Origin of the sequence: Streptomyces gilvosporeus, from assembly GCF_002082195.1 — a bacterium.
Classification (GTDB): Bacteria; Actinomycetota; Actinomycetes; order Streptomycetales; family Streptomycetaceae; genus Streptomyces; species Streptomyces gilvosporeus.
In genome coordinates this window covers 7,663,956-7,680,561 of record NZ_CP020569.1, presented here as the reverse complement: position 1 = coordinate 7,680,561, position 16,606 = coordinate 7,663,956, and the positions used below count along the sequence as shown (strand labels likewise).

Here is a 16,606-nt window from a genome sequence, read left to right as displayed (position 1 = left end):
CCATGTCCGGCGCTCACTCCCCTGACACCTCGCGTCGGCCCCGCGGCAGCAACCCGTCGAGCGCCGCGGCGAGTTGGGCCGGTGTGGGCCGGTCACCCGGGTCGGGGGCGAGGCAGCTGTCGATCGCCGCGGTGAGGGGAGACGGGAGGCGCCGACGGGTGGTGACGGACGGGGCGCGCTCGGCGAGCTGGGGGTATCGGCGGTTCCGGGCGTCCTGGGCGGCGTCGCTCTCCTCATGGCCCGAGCCGCAGCTCGCGCCGTAGCTGTCGTCATACGTGTCACCGTCGTCGATGTCGTCGGCGATGTCGTCATCCACGTCGAACGGGACGTCACCGGTGGCGGCCTCGTACAGCGTGATGCCGATGCCCCAGACGTCCGCCGCGGGGGTGAGGATCCCGCCGCGGGCCTGCTCGGGGGCGAGGTAGCACAGGGTACCGATGCCGGGTGGGGCCGGACCCGGCGGACGGGCGATGCTCAGGTCGAGCACCTTGGCGCGTCGGCAGCCGATCACGATGTTGGACGGCTTGAGGTCCAGGTGCAGCAGGTCCTTGCCGTGCAGGTAGTGGACCGCCGAGCAGAGGTGGAGGCCGAGGAGCGCGAGGTCGGCCGCGGCCAGACGGCGCCGGCGGCGGTCGATGAGGTGCGCGAGGGTCTCTCCGGTGAGCGTTTCCAGGACGACGAAGGGTTGCGGGGTCTCGCCGGTCTCGTAGGCGCGGACCAGGTGCGGATGGGTGAAGGCCGCGAGCCAGCGGCCCTCTTGCAGCAGCTGCTCGCGCAGCCGGAGGTCGTCGCGCCGGTCCGGGCGCAGCACCTTGACCACGCACCGGCACTCCCGCTCCCGGCTCCAGGCGTCGTACAGATCCAGCCAGCCGGTGCGGCACAGGTGCGCAAGGACCTCGTAGCGCGCGGCCACCGTCGTTCCGGCGGTCAGCGGCGGTGGCGCGGGGCGTGTCGTACGGCTCATGACAGCGCCTCGACCTTCGCGGTGTCGTCCGGCCCGTGCAGCCGGTAGAGCCGGGCGTAGGCGGCGCTGCGGGCGAGCAGTTGGTCGTGGGTGCCGTGGTCGGCGATGCGGCCGTGGGCGAGGAAGACGATCTGGGTGGCGTCGCGGACGGTGAGCAGGTTGTGGGAGATGAGGATCGTGCTGCGTCCGCTCATCAGCAGGCGCAGCGGTTGCAGGATGTGCCGGCCGGATTCCGCGTCGAGGCCGGTGGTCGGCTCGTCCAGGAGGAGGACGGGCGCGTCGCGGATCATGGCGCGGGCGATGGCGAGGCGCTGGCGCTGTCCGCCGGAGAGGAGCCGGCCGCGCTGGCCCACCACGGTGTCGTAGCCTTCCGGGAGTTGGCTGATGAAGGTGTGGGCGTCGGCGGCGTGGGCCGCTGCGACGATCTCCTCGTCGCTCGCGTCGGGGCGGCCGTAGGCGATGTTGTCGCGCACGGTGCCGTGGAAGACCAGGGTTTCCTGGAGCAGCATGGCGACGTTGTCCCGCAGATCGTCCAGGCGCAGATCGCGCAGGTCGTGCCCGTCGAGGCGGAGGGTTCCGCGATCCGGGTCGTAGAAGCGCAGCAGCAGTTTGGCGGCGGTCGACTTTCCGGCGCCGCTCGCCCCGACGAGTGCCAACGTCTCGCCGGGCGCCACGCGGAACGAGACCTCATGGAGGGCGGGCCGGGTGGTCCCCGGGTAGCGGAAGGTGATGTCGTCGAAGGCGATCTCGCCGCGGGCGCGGCCGAGTTCCAGCGGGGCCGCGGCCTGGGCGACTTGGGGCCGCTGGTCGAGCAGTTCGATGATCCGTTCCGCGGCGGCGGATGCCGAGTAGAAGATGTTGGTGAGGCCGGACAGGCCGCGGATGGGGCTGTAGAGCCTGGTGAGCAGGGTGAGGAAGACGATCAGGCCGCCGAGGGTGAGGTGGCCGTGGGCCAGTTCCCAGGTGCCCAGGCCCATCACGAGCAGCGCACCGACCAGCTCGATGAGGTCGACGACGGTGCCGTAGACGGCGGCGATCCGTGCGGAGGCCATGGCGGCCCGGAACCGGCCGAGGTTCTCGCGCTCGAACCTGCCGTGCTCCCACCGCTGCCGGTTGTATGCCTGGACGAGGGCGATATTGCCCAGTGCCTCTTCGGTGATGGCGCTGATGGAGCCGCTGCGGCGGCGCCGCTCCCGGGATGCGGCCTTGACCCGCCGGGAGAAGCGGCGGGCGGTGCACCAGAACATCGGGGCGATGACGAGGGCAAGGAGCGTCAGGTCCCACCGCAGGTAGAACAGCACGGCGAGGAAGACGGCCAGCCGCATGATCTGGGCGATGGCGTTCACGATCCCGGAGAGCAGGAAGGTCTCGACCGCGTCGACGTCACCGGTCACGCGGGAGAGCACATCGCCGAGCCGCCGCCGCTCGAAGAAGCCGAGCGAGAGCCCTTCGACGTGGCGGAAGAGATCCGACCGCAGGGCGAGCAGGAACCGCTCGCTGACCCAGGTCGAGGTCACCTCGTCGGCGAAGGCGAGCACTCCGGAGAAGAAGGTGAACGCGAGGTAGGCCAGGGCGATCGGCACGAAGAGTTGGAGATCGCGCGGGATCAGCATGTCGTCGATGACGATTTTGAACAGCCAGATCTCGGCGGCGTCCACGACCGGATCCAGCACGACGAAGGCCAGGATCACCACCAGCCAGCGACGGCCGCCCCGGGTATACGGCCAGAAGCGCCGGAAGACCTCGCGCAGGGCCACCGGCGGAGCGGCTTCGACGAGTGCGCCCGCGCCGTCGGGGTCCTCGGCGACGGTCAACAGCAGCCGCAGCGCCCGCCTCAGACGGCGCACGGCGGCGCGGCGCGCCTTCTCCTTGCACGCGCCGTCGCCCTGGGCGACACCACGGAAGGGAGAATGCGGCCGCGCACCCCTCATCTGGCTTCACCGACTGCTGCGGCCGGGCAGGAGCCCGGCCGCGGCCCATCATGGCGAGCGCTCAGTACCCACCTCCGTGACCCATACCGTGGCCGTGGCCATGGCCGTGTTCGTGCCCATGGCCGTGGCCGTGGCTCCTGCGACGGCGCCGACGGCCGCCATGGTCGAAATCTTCATCCCCGAACCTGCGCCAGTCCTCCGACGTGAAATCACGACGGCCACGACCCAGCGCGGGAACCAGGTTGTCGAGGACTCCCATGCTTCTGCCTTCCTCGTGGTCCCCCTCAATCCCGCTCTTCACCACGTATACGGAAGAAAGTTGAAAAGGGATTGATTCTCGCCTGCCGGCCCATACGAATGCTTTCCGTCGGTCGGCGGATACTCTGCGCCACGGAGAAAGGGCGCGCATCGTTTCTTCGGCCGACGCTCAGCGCACGGAGGAACCGGACGGGACGACGATTCCGTAAAGGTCGGCGATCGTGGCGAGGGCGCCGTGGTGGAGCTGTTCGGCGGTCACCTCGGAAACCGCCGTGTTCAGCGGCCGGGTCGCGCAGGCGTCGGCGACGACGGTGGGCCGGTTGCCGCGCAGAAACGCACCGGCGGCGGTGAAGGCCACGCACATATGCGACATGAATCCGACGATGATGACGTCCTTGTTGCCGGCGGCGTCGACATGGTCGCCGAGATCGGTGCCGACGAACGCATCGGGAGCGGTTTTGACGACGACGGTTTCGCCGTCGACGGGCGCCACCCGGGGGTGGATGCGGCCGATGTCGGCCCGGATGTCGTACGGGGTTCCCTCGCCACCGTCGTGGAGGACGTGGACGACCTTCGCACCGGCGTTCCGGGCCCGCGCCAGGAGGTCGGCGGCGGAGTCGAGGGCGGGCTGCCATCCGGTCAGTTCCATCACGCCGCGGGTGTAGGTGTTCTGGTAGTCGACCAGGATCAGCGTCGCTCCGGCCAGGGAGGCCGGAGTCGCGTCGAGGCCGTTGATGTCGCGCAGGGTCGTCGTGGGCATGGAGGCACCTTCTCGGGCTGTGGATGGGGAGGTCCGGCCACCGTGCGATGGCGTGTTCGACGCTACGATCCGCCCGTACATGGCGGCAATGTCATGTCACTTGCAGATACGGACATCCGGAGTCCCCTTGAGCGGCATCAAACGGTTCATCGTCGTCCTCCTCTTCGACGGCGTCGATCTGCTGGACGTCACCGGCCCCTCGGAGGTGTTCGCCCTGCTGCAACGGGAGTTGGACGACGCGACGGGCTATGACGTCGTACTGGCCGCGGAAACCATGGACCCCGTCACCACGGCCGCCGGGGTCCGCGTCCTGCCCGACGTCACCTTCCGGGAGGTGGCGGGCAGCAGCATCGACACCCTGCTGGTTCCCGGCTCGGTCGATGTCGACGACCAACGCCGGGTGCGGGCCCGCACCGATCCCGCGGTGGTCGGCTGGGTGAAAACACTCGCCGAACGTGCACGGCGCGTCGCGTCGGTCTGCGTGGGAGCGCATCTGCTCGCGGCGGCCGGACTGCTGGACGGCAAGCGGGCCACGACCCACTGGTCGACCGCGCAGCAACTCGCCGCCGAGCATCCGGCGGTCGAGGTCGACGCCGACCCGATCTTCATCCGGGACGGCGCGGTGTGGACCGGCGCGGGCATCAGCGCCTGCCTCGACCTGTCGCTCGCCCTCGTCGCCGACGACTTCGGCGAGGCCGCCGCGCTGCGCGTCGCCCGGCAGCTGGTGATGTATGTGAAACGACCCAGTGGGCAAAGCCAGTTCAGCGTCCCGCTGGAGCCCGTCTCGACGACGCGGCGCATGGACGATCTCCGCCACTACATCTCACGGCACCTCGCCGAGCCCCTCACCGTCACTGACCTCGCCCGGCAGGCCCACGTCAGCGAACGACAGCTCACCCGGATCTTCACCACCGAACTCGGTATGACCCCGGCCGCGTACGTCACCTCGGCCCGCGTCGAAGTGGCGCGCAACCGGCTGGAGTCCACGGATGACGCCCTCGAGCGCATCGCGTCCGCCTGCGGCTTCCACACCATCGACACCCTGATCCGCGCCTTCCGCCGGACGCTCGACACGACGCCGACGGAGTACCGGAACCGGTTCCGGTCGTCCGGTGGCGGTGCGGCGCCGCCCCCGGCGTTGGTGAGGTAGGCCACTGTCAAGTTTCCGTAAAGGAGGACAACCCGGGGGATGGCCTGGGCATCTGGCGGAATGTCGGTTGCTAAGGGGGTGTTTCCGATACTGCCCGGTTTCGTCGGGAACATCGCTCATGACATATCATCAGCGACCGAAGCGCCCCAGAACGGAATGACGTTCGGGAGGGGCCCCGACCGGGCTTCCCCGAGGCTTCCGTTACTGACCACACCCCCGAGAACTGGCGCCGCACACCCCGCGGCGCCGGTTCCTTCTGCATGCCGGAAAACAGGAATACATGCCCGTTCAACCATTGCCGGAACTCATACGTTTCGTGCGTGACCACTCGCCCTTTTACCGGGATCTCTACGCCGGTCTACCGCACCGGGTGGAGGAATTGGCCGATCTGCCGGTCGTCCCCCATGACGCGTTCTGGCGGGCCAACACGCCCCGCGACAGCCGCCTTCTGACCGGACCGCTCGATGACTCGGTGGTCTTCAAAAGCGGCGGAACGACCGGCGCCCCGAAGTTTTCCGTCTACACCCGCGAGGAATGGCGCGAATTCACCACCGCATTCGGCAGCGGACTCGTCGAGGCCGGACTGCGTCCCGGCCACCGGGTCGCCGATCTCTTCTACGCCGGGGAGCTGTACGCAAGCTTCACCTTCATCCTGGATGCCCTGCACCGCGCGCCCGTCGCCAACGTCCGGCTGCCGATCGGGGGCGCCGCACCGCTCGCCTCGACCGTGCAGACGCTGGACGAGTTCGACGTCGAGGTGGTCGCCGGGACCACGACGACGCTGTGCGCGCTCGCCGACCATCTCGTCCGCGAAGGCCGCCAACTGAGCGGTGTGGAGATCCTGTTCTTCGGCGGCGAGGGGCTCTACGAGGACCAGCGGCCGCTGCTGCGCAAGGCGTTCCCCCGGGCGCAGGCCCGCTCCATCGGCTATGCCGCCGTCGACTCCGGGCTCCTGGGGCGGGCCGTACCCGGTGCCGATCCCCGCGTCCACAGGGTGTTCACCCCGCACACCGTCGTCGAGATCCTCGACGAGCACACCGGCGAGCCCCTCGTCCGCAACGGCGCGGCGGGCCGTGTCGTCGTCACGGACCTGCGCCGGAGGCTGATGCCCATCATCCGCTATCCGGTCGGCGACCGGGCCGAGTGGACCGATGTCGCCGCGGGGCGGTTCCGTATCCTCGGCCGGGCCGAGGAAGGCGTACGCATCGGTGTGGTGTCGCTCTTCACCCAGGACGTGCACGATCTGGTGCGCGCCGTGGACGTGGCCGGCCGGGTGAGCGGAATGCAGCTCGTGGCGCGCCGCTGGGACGGGCGGGACGGGCTGGTGCTGCGGCTGGCCGTCGACGGCGACGGGGACAGCGACGGGAACGGGAACGGGAGTCGCGACGGGCTCGCGGACCTGGCCGACGCCCTCGCCAAGGAGATCCTCGCCGCCCGCCCGACGTACGCCGCGGAGGCCGCCGGCGGACGGATCCACCCGATCGCCGTGGAGTGGGTCCGGCACGGCGATCTGGTCGTCAACTCCCGTACCGGCAAGCTGATCCGGGTCCTCGACGAACGGCCGCACTCATGACGCCCGCAGCGGCCCCGCGCCGCCTCCCCATCGTCCTGCGCAACCGGGCCTTCGGTGCCGTATGGGTCGCGCAGATCCTCACCCAGGCCGCGGGCCGGATGTTCCAGGTCGGCGTGGTGTGGTGGCTCGTCGGGCACGCCGTCGGCGCCGACGGGGAGCGCGGCCTGGCCTCCGGGGCGTTCCTGGCGGTGAGCACGCTCCCCGCGGTGGCGCTCGCCCCGCTGGTGGCCACCGTCATCGCGCGCTGCCCGCGCCGTACGGTGCTGGGTTCGGCGGCCGCCGTGGCGGGTCTGGTCGCCGCCGCCACCGCCGGATGGACCTGTGCCGCATCGCCGCCCACGGTCGTCGCCTACGGGGCGGCGCTGCTGCTGGCCGGCTGCCAGGCCCTGTTCGACCCGTGCCTGACCACCTCCGTCCCCGAGCTCGTCGACGACGCCGACATCGAGGCCGCGACCGGCTTCGAACTGGCCACCCAGTCCCTGGCCGGTCTGGCCGGCGGGTTGCTGGGGCCGCTCGTCGTGGATGCCTGGGATCTGACCGGCATCGTCTCCGGCTGTGCCGGTGCCTACCTGGCCGCGGCGGTGCTGGTGTCCGTCACCCGCTTCCCGCGGGCCGCGGTGGTCGCGGACGACGCGGACCCGGCCGAGGGCGCGCCCGCGCGGCGGACGCTGCGCCGGATTCTCGCCGACCACCGGTACATCCGGCGGGTGCTGCTCTGCTTCACCGCGGCGAACGTCTTCACCACCGCCGTCTACGTGGTCATGCCGCTGTACACCCGGTCCGTGCTGCATGCGCACGGTGCCACGGTCGCCGCTCTGGAGGCGGGCCTGGGCGTCGGAACCCTGCTCGGGTCGTTCACCGGCGCACGGCTGCCGGGAGCGGCGACCACCGTCGGCGGGGCCTGCCTGGCGCTGATGGCCGCGGCCCTCGGGATGCCGGGCCTGATCGCCGGCCAGACCGCGGCCGTCGCCGCCCTGACCGTCGCGGGCTGGTGTGTGGGGGCCATCGGGGTGCGGTTCGTCGCGCTGTTCCAGCGGATGGTTCCGGCCGAGGACAAGCCGGGCTTCTTCGCCATGATGCAGGCGCTGCTCGGCGCGACCTTCCCGCTGTCCTCGCTCGTCTTCGGCGCGCTCGGCGACCAGTTGTCCCCGCGGGCCCTGTGCGTGCTGCAAGCCGTCGGGCTGCTTCCGGTCGCCGTGGTGCTGTGGTGGTCCGGGAGGCGTATCGATGCGCCGCCGGAGTCGGACGGTGCGGCCGAGGCCGTGCCCGCCGGGTCCGCCGGGTCCGCCACCGGCGCCGTGCCGCTGGGGGAAGCCCGATGACCGCCGCCCTCGTACCGGCCGCGCCCCAGGACATCGCCGAGCTGCGGCAGTTGTACTTCGAGGTGTACGGCCACGGCTATCCGGTCGCCCTGGGCAGTGATCCGGCCGAGATGCACCGTCTGATCACCGACCCGCACTGCCACTGGCTCACCGCTCGCCGGGCCGACACCGGCGAGCTGGCCGGGTCCGCGGTCGTGCAGACCGACCGGGGCAACCGCGTCGGCAAGCTCGTCGGCCTCGCGGTCCATCCCCGCCATCGTCAGCACGGGCTGGCGGGCCGGCTGACCGCGGCGGTCACCGCCGATGCCCTCGCCACCGGTGCCCTCGATTCGATCCACACCACGGTCCGTATGGTCACGCAGGCCCCGCAGCGCGTCGTCGCCCGCAACGGGTACCGGCCGCTCGGGCTGCTGCCCAACGCCGCCGAGGTGTCCGGCTGCGAGACCCTGGCCCTGTTCGCCTGCTACGCCGACGGCGTCCTGGAACGGCGTGCACCGGTCGCCGCCGTACCGCGGGCGCTGGTGCCGCTGCTGGAAGCGGCCGGGGACAGCATCGGGATCCCGTACGCCGCGGTGCGCCCGCTCGGCCCCGGGGAGCCGGAGACCGCGGCTGCGCACCACACGAAAGCCGGGCACCACACGAAATCCGCGCACCGCACCACGGACCGCACCCCCATCGAGGTGATCACCGCCCCCGGCTTCGTCCGCCGGCGGTTCGGTGAGGTCTTCCCCGACCCGGCGGGCGCCTACGTCCCGCTGCGCACCCCGAACACGGTGCTGACGCCGCCGGACGGCGCGTTCGAGATCTATGCCGACCTCGACCCGGCGGCCGGCAGCTGCGCCCTGGTCGCGGTGCACCCCTGCCTGTCGGCCGCCACCGGAGCCCTCGATTCGCTCACGGCGGCCCTCGGCCGGGCGGGCGCCGACTACGTCGAGGCGCTGGTGCCGCTGTCGGACACCGCGGGGCTGCACGCCTTCCTCTCGGCCGGCTTCGTCCCCGGCGCCGCCTACCCGGCCATGCGCCGGATCGGCGACCGCTTCCACGACCACGTCGTCCTCTCCCGTACCGACCGTCAGATCGACTTCCGGACCACCGCCGTCAGCACGCCGCTCCAGCCGTATCTGAGCGCGTATCTGACCGCCTGGACGTCGACCTACCTGCCCCGTCACGAGGTTGACCGATGAACCCGCATCTCGCCCCCGTCGAGGTCCCCGACCCGGCGGCCCTCCCCGCCGTCCAACGCCTGTGCGACCTCACCGCGCCCTATACGACCGGCCCGGAGACGGACGCCCTCTTCGCGGCCGCGATGGCCGAAACGAACTCCTGGCACGCGGAACGCTCCCCCTTCTTCCGCTCCCTGCTCGCGGACCCTCCCGAGGCCCCGGCCCCCACCGTCGGCACCCGGACCCGCACCCCGCTGCTGCACGCCACCTTCTTCAAACGGCACGAGGTGCTGTCCGTACCGCGCGAGGAGGTCTTCCTGCATCTGACGTCGTCCGGCACCACCGGACAGAAGTCGCAGATGTTCTTCGACCGGTGGACCATCCGCGCCGCGCAGCGGATGGTGGCCCGCATCTTCGACCACTACGGGTGGATCACCCCCGACCGGCCCGTCAACTACCTGCTCTACAGCTACGAACCCGCCCCTGACGTGCGTCTGGGCACCTCCTTCACCGACAACTACCTGTGCGACTTCGCGCCCGCGCGGCACGTCACCCACGCGCTGCGGCACACCGGATCCGGCCATGCCTTCGACGTGCACGGCTGTATCGCCGCCCTCCGGCGCTACGCCGACGACGGTCTGCCGGTGCGGATCCTGGGCTTCCCGGCGTTCCTGCACTTCACCCTGGAGCGCATGCGGGCCACCGGCATCCCGCCGCTGCGCCTCCCGGAGGGCTCGCTGGTCGTCCTCGGCGGCGGCTGGAAGGGCCATGCCGACCGGCAGATCGGCAAGGCGGACTTCTACGACCAGGTGACCGAGCAACTCGGCGTCCCCGGCGAGCGGATCCGCGACACCTACGGGTCCGTCGAGCACTGCGTGCCGTACGTCGAGTGCGCACACCACCGGCTGCATGTGCCCGTCTGGTCCCGCGCCGCCGTACGCGACACCCGGACCCTGCAACCGCTGCCGTACGGCGCCCGCGGCTACCTCCACCTGGTGTCCCCGTACATCACCTCGGTCCCCGCGCAGAGCGTCGTGATGGGCGACCTGGCCTCGCTGCACCCCGGGGAGGAGTGCGGCTGCCCCCTGGCCACACCGTGGTTCACGATCCACGGCCGCGCCGGGGTGAGCCGTAACCGCAGCTGCGCGGTGGCCGCCGCAGAACTCCTGAAGGGAATGTCATGACCAGCCAACTCCACTTCTGGCAGGGCGCGTTCATCGCCGACGCCGAGGTCGCCGATCGGCTCGCCGAACTGCCCGGCATCGTGGCACGCACCCTCGCGGAGCCGCTGTCCACCGAGACGGTGCTGAGGGCCTGCGACACGCTCAGCCGCGCCCTGCGCGATCCGGACGGTGACGTCCGCGCCCGGCTGCTCGCGCACGCGACCGAGGGCGTCCCGGCCGCCGACCCCGCGGAAGCCGCCGCCACCCTCGCCGAGCTCGCGGACGCCCTCGCCCGGCCGGCCCTGGAACGCAAGCTGCGCCGCGAACTCGGCGGGCCGCGTCCCGAACGGTTCACCCGCCCCGACGCGCGGGAGACGGTCTACGAGGCGTGGGCCCCGGTGGGCCTGCTGGTCCACATCGCCCCCGGCAACGCCGCGACGGTCGCCCCGCTGAGCGTCGTGGAGGGCCTGCTCGCGGGCAATGTGAACGTCCTCAAGACCAGCCGGAACGACACCCCGCTCACCCGGCATCTGCTCGCCGAGCTCGCGGCCGCGGACCCCACCGGTGCCGTCGGCCGCCGGATCGTCGCGCTGCACTTCCCCTCCCGCCGCCAGGACCTGATGCGGCTGCTGTGCGCGCCCGCGGACGCGGTGGCCGTCTGGGGCGGCGAGGACGCCGTGGAGGGGGTCGCGGCCCTCGTGCCGCCCGGGTGCCGGCTCGTCGAATGGGGCCACAAGATCTCGTTCGCCTACCTCGCCCGCGAGGCGTGGACGGACCGGGACGGCCTCGCCGCGCTGGCCGCCGATGTCTGCCGGGCCGAGCAGCAGGCGTGCTCCAGTCCGCAGGTCGTGTACCTCGATACCGGGACGGACGAACCGGCCACTGAACTCTTCGCCTTCGCGGCGCGGTTCGCCGCCGTGCTCGACGAGGTCTCCGCCGCCTTCCCCGCACCGTCCGACGACGCGGCGGACGCGGCCGAGCATGCGGAGATCACCACCGCCGAACTGGTCGCCCGGGCCGAACAGCATCTCGGGCTGACCAGGGTCATCACCGCCGACGACGGAAGCTGGCGGGTCTTCGCCGACGTCCGTCCCGCCCTCGCCGCCTCCCCGCTGCACCGCACCGTCTGGATCAAGCCGCTCCCCCGCCAGGAGATCACCGCGACGCTGCGGCCCATGCGCCGCTATCTCCAGACCGCCTCGGTCGGCGGCAGCCGCGCCGATATCGCCACGCTCTCCCGGGCGCTCATCACCGCGGGCGTCCAGCGGATCACCCCGCTCGGCGCGATGCTCGACAGCTACCCGGGCGAACCCCACGACGGCGTCTACGCCCTCCAGCGCTACAGCCGCCGGGTCGGCGTGCAGGCCGACGGCGCCGCATTCGCCGCCACCCCGTGCCTGGACGATCTGATCGCCCCCGCCGCGCCGCCCGCGGCGCCCACCGGCCCGCTGATGGGCAAGGCGGCGGCCCAGGACCAGCTGCGTACCCTCGCACCCGAACACGCCCAGCTCTACTTCCGCAGCGGAGGCACCACCGGCGCCCCGGCCCTGTCCGTCTTCACCTGCGACGACTACGACACGCAGATGCGCGCCTCGGCCCACGGCCTGCTCGCCGCGGGCTTCGACCCGGCCCGCGACCGGGCCGCCAACCTCTTCTTCTGCGGGGGCATGTACGGCAGTTTCATCAGCTTCTTCTCCATCCTGGAGCGCCTGAACGCCACCCAGATCCCGATGGCCGCCGGCCCCGACCACGAGGAGATAGCCAAGGCCCTCGTCGCCTACCGGGTCGACACCCTCTTCGGGATGCCGTCCTACCTGTGGCAGCTCTTCCACACACAGGGCGAGCGGCTGCGCTCCTACGGCGGTATCCGCAAGGTGTTCTACGGCGGGGAGCACTTCACCACCGAACAACGCCGCATCCTCACCGAGACGTTCGGCGTGCGGCTGATCCGGTCCGCCGCATACGGCAGCACCGACCTGGGGCCGCTGGGCTACCAGTGCACCCACGCCGTGGGAACCGAACACCACATCCTGACCGAGCTGCACACGCTGGAGATCCTCGACCCTCAGGAGGACGTGCCGGTCCCCGCCGGACAGCCGGGACGGCTGGTCTTCACCACCCGGACCCGGGCCGGCCAGCGTCTGGAGCGCTACGAGATCGGCGACCTGGGCCGGGCCGTGGACGGGACCTGCCCGTGCGGCAGCCACACCCCGCGCATCGAACTGCTGGGACGGTACGGCGAGGTGTTCCGGATGGGCACCTATCACTTCCACTACCGCCGCTTCACCCAGGTCGCCGAGGAACACTTCGGCTACCGGGGCGAGTTGCAGATCGTCCTGACCTCCGAACCCGACCGCGAGCATCTGACCGTACGGCTGGACGGCCGCTATGCACCGGATCCGGACACGGCCCGCGCGACGCTGCTGGCCCACATCCCGGAACTCGGCTCGGCGGCCGGCCCGGACGCGCTCCTGACCTGCACGGTCGAGACCGCCCCCACGCTCGCCTTCGAACGCACCCCCACCAGCGGCAAACTCCGCACGGTCATCGACCGCCGAAGCGCCCGGGGGTGGTGCCCACCAGCCGGGTGAAATGCCGGTTCAGGTGCGACTGGTCGTAGAAGCCGGCGGCGGCCGCCACCTCTCCGGGCGGCCGGCCGTCGAGCAGCAGCCCACGGGCGCGGTCGACCCGGCGGGCCGTCAGGTACTGGTGCGGGGCGATGCCGAACGCGCCACTGAACGCCCGCACCAGGTGGGTGGGGTGGGCGTGCAGCAGCTTGGCGGCCTCGTCCAGGGTGACGCCCTGGAGCAGCCGCGCGTCGAGGAGTTCGCGCAGCCTGTGCGCCACCCCGGGGTCGGGCGCGCGCCGCTCGGCGACGAGCCGGGGCCGCAGGTGGGTGCGCAGCCGTTCCCGGATGAGGGCGAGACGGCTGTGCGCCTCCAGTTCGTCGCCCCGGTGGGCGAGTGCGCGGTGCAGCTGTCCGATGCGTCGGCGCAGCAGGTCGTCGGCGAGGTCGGGGCCGTCCACCGCCGGGCCGATGAAGCTCTCGTCCAGCTGGGTCAGGTCCAGGTAGAGGACCCGCTTGCGAAAGCCGTGGGAGGTGGCGGGTGAGCCGTTGTGCGGGACCTGCGGCGGGAGCAGGGACACCGTGCCGTGCGGGGTGCCGCGCTCATGGCGGTCCAGGTCGTAGCGGACCGCGCCGTCGTCGACGATGAGCAGGGTCCATACGTCGTGGACGTGCATCGGATAGCGGTGCTCGGTGAAATGCGCGTGGAAGACCTCCACCACACCCGGGACCTGCGGGCGCCATGCGGAAACCTGCTGCCGGGCCACCATGCCAGGAATGTACAAGACGGTGGTCGGCGACGGTCGGCAGGCTCGGATCATGACTACCGACGACAGCACCCCCGTCCGTACCCCCGTCCGCTTCGACACCAAGATCGCCGTTCTGCTGCGCGAGGACCTGGAGACCTGGCAGCGGCTGAACGTGACCGCGTTCCTGATCAGCGGCCTCGGTACGGAGCTGCCCGAGGTGATCGGCGAACCGTACGCCGATGCCGACGGCACCCCGTATCTGCCGATGTTCCGCCAGCCGGTCCTGGTCTTCGAGGGGACGAAGGAGACGCTGACCGCGGCCCACGGTCGCGCGCTGTCCCGTGCGCTGCGCCGGTCGGTGTTCACCTCCGACCTCTTCACCACCGGCAACGACCGGGACAACCGCGCGGCGGTACGGGCCGTGGCCACGGACCAGTTGGATCTGGTGGGTCTGGCGGTGTACGGGCCGCGCAACGCGGTCGACAAGGTGCTCAAGGGCGCCCGGATGCACCCCTGACCGCCCCCTGGTTCCCGCGCGGCAGCAGTGCCGCCGCACCCAGCGCCGTCGCCGCCATCAGGCAGGCGGCGAGCAGCAGGCTCTCCCGCATGCCCGGCGCGAAGTTCCCGGCGAGGAGCGCGCCGAAGACGGCGATGCTCAGCGCGCCGCCCGTCTGGCGGCTGGTGTTGAGCAACGCCGCGGCCGTACCGGCCCGTTCGGCGGCGACGCTGTCGAGCATCAGGGAGGTCAGCGCCGGCATGGCCAGGGAGCCGCCGACGCCCAGCGGGATCATCAGCAGGGCGGTCACCCACGCGGGCGTGCCGACGTCGACGGTGCGCAGCCCGGCGCAGCCCAGCGCGGCGATCAGCAGCCCCACGACGACCACCGTCCGCGGGCCGAAGCGGGAAACGGCCCGCGGCGAGAGGTAGTTGGCGCAGGCGGTGACCGCCGCCATCGGCACGAACATCAGCCCGGCCGAGAGCGCCGACTGCCCCCGCTGCTCCTGGAAGAAGAGGCTCAGGACGAACACCACCCCGTAGAAGGCGGCGTTCAGGCAGAAGCCCGCGAGGACCGGCACGGTCACGCCGCGCTGCCGGAACAGCTCCAGCGGCAGCATCGGCGCGCGCCGCCGCGCCTCGACGGCCACGAAACCGGCGCCGGACACCACCGCGACCCCGGCCGCGGCCGCCACCGTGCCGGTGAGTCCGGCGTGCCCGCCCTCGATCACGGCGAAGGTCAGTGCGGCCAGCGCCAGTACGGCCGTCAACTGCCCCGGCAGGTCGAACGCGGCGCGGCGCCTCGGGGAGCGCCCGGCCCGCAGCAGGAACAGGAAACCGGCGAGCCCGGCGGGTGCGTTGAGGCAGAACACGGCGCGCCAGCTCCACTCCGTGGTGAGCAGCCCGCCCAGGACGGGCCCGGCGGCCATCGCGACCGCGCCGCCGACCGTCCACAGGGCGATGGCCCGCGCCCGCGCACCCGCCTCCGGGAACGCCTGCCGGATCAGCGCCAGCGAGGCGGGCACCATGACCGCCGCCGCGCTCCCCTGCACCACCCGCGCCGCCGTCAGCGCCCCGAGCGTCGGCGCCGCCCCGCAGGCCAGCGAGGCGAGGGTGAAGACGCCGAGCCCCCAGCCGTACGCGCGCCGCGCACCCACCGCGTCCGAGAGCGCACCGGCGGAGAGCATCAGCGCCGCGAACATCAGGGTGTAGCTGTCGGCGACCCACTGGAGACCGGACATCGAGCCGCCGATGTCTCCGCGCACGGCGGGCAGCGCGATAGTGACGCCGGAGACGTCGACCGTGATGACGAAGAATCCGAGGACGGCGGCGACCAGGGCCGCGGTGGCGGAGCCCGGCCGCCCCGGCCCGCCCCGCTCACCCGCCCCCGCCTCAACTGCCGTGCCCGGCCCGGATTGCGTGACGCTCATCGTGCACTGCTCCTCACTGCGCCGCCCCTGTCGGATACGGAGTCGGGTACCGATACGGGTAGGGGTTCGGGGACGGCTACGGACGGCAGCGTGCCCGGCACGGGCGGCCCGCGGCAGACCGAGCCGCGCCGGGGAGCGCGGTTCCTGGCCCTGGTACGGCCTCCCTCCCCGCGCGGCCCTCTGGGAAAATGGCCGGATGAGCGAAGGTACGGAACTGGGCCGCTTCCTCCGCGCCCGCCGCGGGCAGATCCGCCCGCAGGACGTGGGCCTGCCCGCCGGCACGGGCATCCGCCGTACGCCGGGGCTGCGCCGCGAGGAGCTGGCGACGCTTGCCGGGGTCAGCGTCGACTACTACACGCGGCTGGAGCGCGGCCGCGAGACCCGGCCCTCGCCCGCCGTCGTCGCCGCGCTCGGCGAGGCGCTCCGGCTGTCCGGAGACGCGCTGCACCGGCTGCACGAGCTGGCGGCGCTGGCCGCGGGCCAGACACCGGCGCCGTGCGCGGGACCGGCCCGTACGGTGCGCGAGTCGGTGCGCACCATGCTGGAGACGCTGCGCCCCTCGCCCGCCTACGTCGTCAGCCGCACCAACGATCTGCTGGCCGCCAACCGGCCCGGTCTGCGCCTCTTCCCCGGCATCACGGACTGGCCGGCGGAGCGCCGCAACATCACCCGCTATATGTTCCTGCACCCGATGGGCCGCAGGCTCTACCACGACTGGGAGCGGATGGCGGCGCACAGCGCGGCCCACCTGCGGGCGATGGCGGGCGCCGACCCGGACATGCCGGAGCTGGCCCAGCTGGTCGGCGAACTCGTGGTGAAAAGCCCGGAGTTCGCCCGGCTGTGGGAGCGCTACGACGTACGGGCGCGCAGCGGTGGCCAGAAGCACTTCCAGCACCCGGAGGTCGGCTCGATGCGCCTGACCTTCGAGGTGATGGCGATCTTCCGCACGGACGGCCAGCGGCTCGTCACCTACCAGGCGCCGCCCGACACCCCGGACCACGATGCGATGCTGCTGCTGGACATGGCCAGCCCCGAGGAGGCGGAGCTCCCCGAGGGGGCCGAGCGGTAGCCGACGCCCGCCC

13 protein-coding genes are annotated in these 16,606 nt (G+C 72.1%); 8 read left to right on the top strand and 5 right to left on the bottom strand.

What is annotated here, in order from left to right:
• Window positions 1-13: 13 nt before the first annotated feature.
• The 3 genes from B1H19_RS33950 to B1H19_RS33935 all read right to left on the bottom strand — a co-directional run bounded on the left by B1H19_RS33950 (window position 14) and on the right by B1H19_RS33935 (window position 3,913).
• Window positions 14-964, bottom strand: coding sequence for a serine/threonine-protein kinase (locus tag B1H19_RS33950; protein ID WP_083108722.1), 951 nt, complete (start codon window positions 962-964; stop codon window positions 14-16).
• Window positions 961-2,895, bottom strand: a complete 1,935-nt coding sequence (locus tag B1H19_RS33945) for an ABC transporter ATP-binding protein (protein WP_083108721.1) — start codon at window positions 2,893-2,895, stop codon at window positions 961-963. Before B1H19_RS33945 ends, B1H19_RS33950 begins: the two co-directional genes overlap by 4 nt.
• A gap of 427 nt (window positions 2,896-3,322) precedes the next feature.
• Entirely contained in the window at window positions 3,323-3,913 is a 591-nt protein-coding gene (locus B1H19_RS33935; protein ID WP_083108719.1) for a cysteine hydrolase family protein, read from the bottom strand.
• Window positions 3,914-4,040: 127 nt separating this feature from the next.
• Here B1H19_RS33935 and B1H19_RS33930 point away from each other — a divergent pair, with 127 nt between their 5' ends.
• The 6 genes from B1H19_RS33930 to B1H19_RS33905 all read left to right on the top strand — a co-directional run bounded on the left by B1H19_RS33930 (window position 4,041) and on the right by B1H19_RS33905 (window position 12,875).
• Window positions 4,041-5,063, top strand: coding sequence for a GlxA family transcriptional regulator (locus B1H19_RS33930; RefSeq protein WP_083108718.1), 1,023 nt, complete (start codon window positions 4,041-4,043; stop codon window positions 5,061-5,063).
• A 280-nt stretch (window positions 5,064-5,343) separates the two neighbouring features.
• Window positions 5,344-6,636: a phenylacetate--CoA ligase family protein gene (locus B1H19_RS33925; RefSeq protein WP_083108717.1), complete on the top strand. Its 1,293-nt coding sequence runs from the start codon at window positions 5,344-5,346 to the stop codon at window positions 6,634-6,636.
• On the top strand, window positions 6,633-7,958 hold the full coding sequence (locus B1H19_RS33920; protein WP_083108716.1) for an MFS transporter: 1,326 nt from the start codon (window positions 6,633-6,635) through the stop codon (window positions 7,956-7,958). The genes B1H19_RS33925 and B1H19_RS33920 overlap by 4 nt, the downstream gene beginning before the upstream one ends.
• A complete protein-coding gene (locus B1H19_RS33915; protein ID WP_083108715.1) occupies window positions 7,955-9,142 on the top strand; it encodes a GNAT family N-acetyltransferase in 1,188 nt (395 codons plus the stop codon). Before B1H19_RS33920 ends, B1H19_RS33915 begins: the two co-directional genes overlap by 4 nt.
• Entirely contained in the window at window positions 9,139-10,305 is a 1,167-nt protein-coding gene (locus B1H19_RS33910) for a LuxE/PaaK family acyltransferase (protein ID WP_083108714.1), read from the top strand. Before B1H19_RS33915 ends, B1H19_RS33910 begins: the two co-directional genes overlap by 4 nt.
• Window positions 10,302-12,875, top strand: coding sequence for an acyl-CoA reductase (locus B1H19_RS33905; protein WP_083108713.1), 2,574 nt, complete (start codon window positions 10,302-10,304; stop codon window positions 12,873-12,875). Before B1H19_RS33910 ends, B1H19_RS33905 begins: the two co-directional genes overlap by 4 nt.
• Here B1H19_RS33905 and B1H19_RS33900 read toward each other — a convergent pair.
• Window positions 12,829-13,620, bottom strand: coding sequence for a helix-turn-helix domain-containing protein (locus tag B1H19_RS33900; RefSeq protein ID WP_083108712.1), 792 nt, complete (start codon window positions 13,618-13,620; stop codon window positions 12,829-12,831). The two genes, B1H19_RS33905 and B1H19_RS33900, sit on opposite strands and share 47 nt — an antisense overlap.
• 49 nt (window positions 13,621-13,669) lie before the next feature.
• Between B1H19_RS33900 and B1H19_RS33895 the strand changes: the two genes are divergently transcribed.
• A complete protein-coding gene (locus tag B1H19_RS33895) occupies window positions 13,670-14,116 on the top strand; it encodes a DUF2000 domain-containing protein (protein WP_083110035.1) in 447 nt (148 codons plus the stop codon).
• Here B1H19_RS33895 and B1H19_RS33890 read toward each other — a convergent pair.
• A complete protein-coding gene (locus B1H19_RS33890; RefSeq protein ID WP_083108711.1) occupies window positions 14,091-15,524 on the bottom strand; it encodes an MFS transporter in 1,434 nt (477 codons plus the stop codon). The two genes, B1H19_RS33895 and B1H19_RS33890, sit on opposite strands and share 26 nt — an antisense overlap.
• 196 nt (window positions 15,525-15,720) lie before the next feature.
• Between B1H19_RS33890 and B1H19_RS33885 the strand changes: the two genes are divergently transcribed.
• The gene (locus B1H19_RS33885) at window positions 15,721-16,593 is read left to right on the top strand and encodes a helix-turn-helix transcriptional regulator (protein WP_083108710.1); all 873 of its coding nucleotides are present in this window, start codon (window positions 15,721-15,723) and stop codon (window positions 16,591-16,593) included.
• Window positions 16,594-16,606: the final 13 nt, after the last annotated feature.